Here is a 1625-nt window from a genome sequence, read left to right as displayed (position 1 = left end):
GTGGTGTCGATGGCGTCGGCGTACTTGGTCACTACCCGCAGGCGCAATTTTCCGTCGTCCAGCAGCAGGTCCATGCCCGGCTCCAGTGCGGCGATGATTTCCGGGTGCGGCAGGTTGACCCRGCGCTCATCGCCCGGCGTGGCATCCAGGTCCAGGCGCAAGGCCTGGCCGCGCACCAGTTGCACCTTGCCTTCGGCAAACTTGCCGACCCGCAGTTTCGGGCCTTGCAGGTCCATCAGAATGCCCAATGGATAATTCAGCTGGCGCTCGACTTCACGGATCCACTGAAAACGCTGGGCGTGGTCGGCGTGATCGCCGTGGCTGAAGTTCAGGCGGAAGATGTTGACCCCGGCCAGCACCAGCTCACGGATGGCGTCGATGCCGTCGGTAGCCGGGCCGAGGGTGGCGAGGATTTTGACCTTTTTATCAGGCGTCATGTTTGGTGCTCTCAAGGATCAGAATGGCGCGGAAGTCGTTGACGTTGGTGCGGGTCGGCTCGGTGACGATCAGGGCGTCCAGCGCCTCGAAGTAGCCGTAACCGTTGTTGTTGTCCAACTCGTCGCTGGCGCTCAGACCCTTTGCTGCAGCGCGGGCGTAGCTGTCCGGGGTCATGATCGCACCGGCGTTGTCTTCGGAGCCGTCGATGCCGTCGGTGTCGCCGGCCAGCGCGTAGACGCCGGACAGCCCTTTGAGGCTGTCGGTCAGACTCAGCAGGAACTCGGCGTTGCGCCCGCCACGGCCATTGCCGCGCACGGTGACGGTAGTTTCACCGCCCGAGAGAATCACGCAGGGCGCCGCCAGCGGTTGGCCGTGCAGTACGATTTGTCGTGCGATGCCGGCGTGGACTTTCGCCACCTCGCGTGATTCGCCTTCAAGGTCACCGAGGATCAGCGGACTGAACCCGGCCTGACGGCATTTCACTGCCGCCGCTTCAAGGGATTGCTGCGGGCGGGCGATCAACTGGAAATGACTGCGGGCCAGGCTCGGGTCGCCGGGTTTGACCGTCTCCGACTCGGGGCTTTGCAGCCAGGCGCGCACCGAGGCCGGAACCTCGATGGCGTAGCGTTTGAGGATCGCCAGAGCTTCCGCCGACGTGCTCGGGTCGGCCACGGTAGGGCCGGAGGCGATGACCGTGGCGAGGTCGCCCGGCACATCGGAAATCGCGTAGGTGTAGACAGTGGCCGGCCAGCAGGCCTTGCCCAGGCGGCCGCCCTTGATCGCCGAGAGGTGCTTGCGCACGCAGTTCATCTCGCCGATGGTCGCGCCCGACTTGAGCAGGGCTTTGTTGATCGACTGCTTGTCGGCCAGGGTGATGCCGACCGCCGGCAGGGCCAGCAGGGCAGAGCCACCGCCGGAGAGCAGGAAGATCACGCGGTCGTTTTCGCTGAGGTMGCTGACCAGTTYCAGCACGCGCTTGGCCACGGCCAGGCCAGCAGCGTCCGGCACCGGATGCGCGGCTTCGACCACTTCGATTTTTTCGCAAGGGGCGCCGTGACCGTAGCGGGTCACCACCAGGCCAGAGACTTCACCCTGCCAGCAGCGCTCGACCACTTGGGCCATGGCGGCGGCGGCTTTGCCGGCGCCAATGACGATCACGCGACCGCTGCGGTCGGCAGGCAAATGGG

The 1625-nt window shown here is 65.5% G+C and carries 2 protein-coding genes; both read right to left on the bottom strand.

Annotated elements, in window-relative coordinates; all coding sequences use genetic code 11:
- The coding region (locus ACXRVY_RS27995) for a pyruvate kinase (protein WP_458238835.1) at positions 1-437 on the bottom strand (437 nt) is incomplete at its 3' end.
- Positions 427-1625 (bottom strand): glycerate kinase type-2 family protein (locus ACXRVY_RS27990; protein WP_458238834.1); only part of this gene is annotated, 1199 nt, incomplete at its 5' end. The genes ACXRVY_RS27995 and ACXRVY_RS27990, both read right to left, overlap by 11 nt.

The organism is Pseudomonas sp. P5_A2_2 (assembly GCF_054177685.1).
The sequence above is the reverse complement of the archived record's forward strand: the minus strand, read 5'-3'. Positions and strand labels throughout refer to the sequence as shown.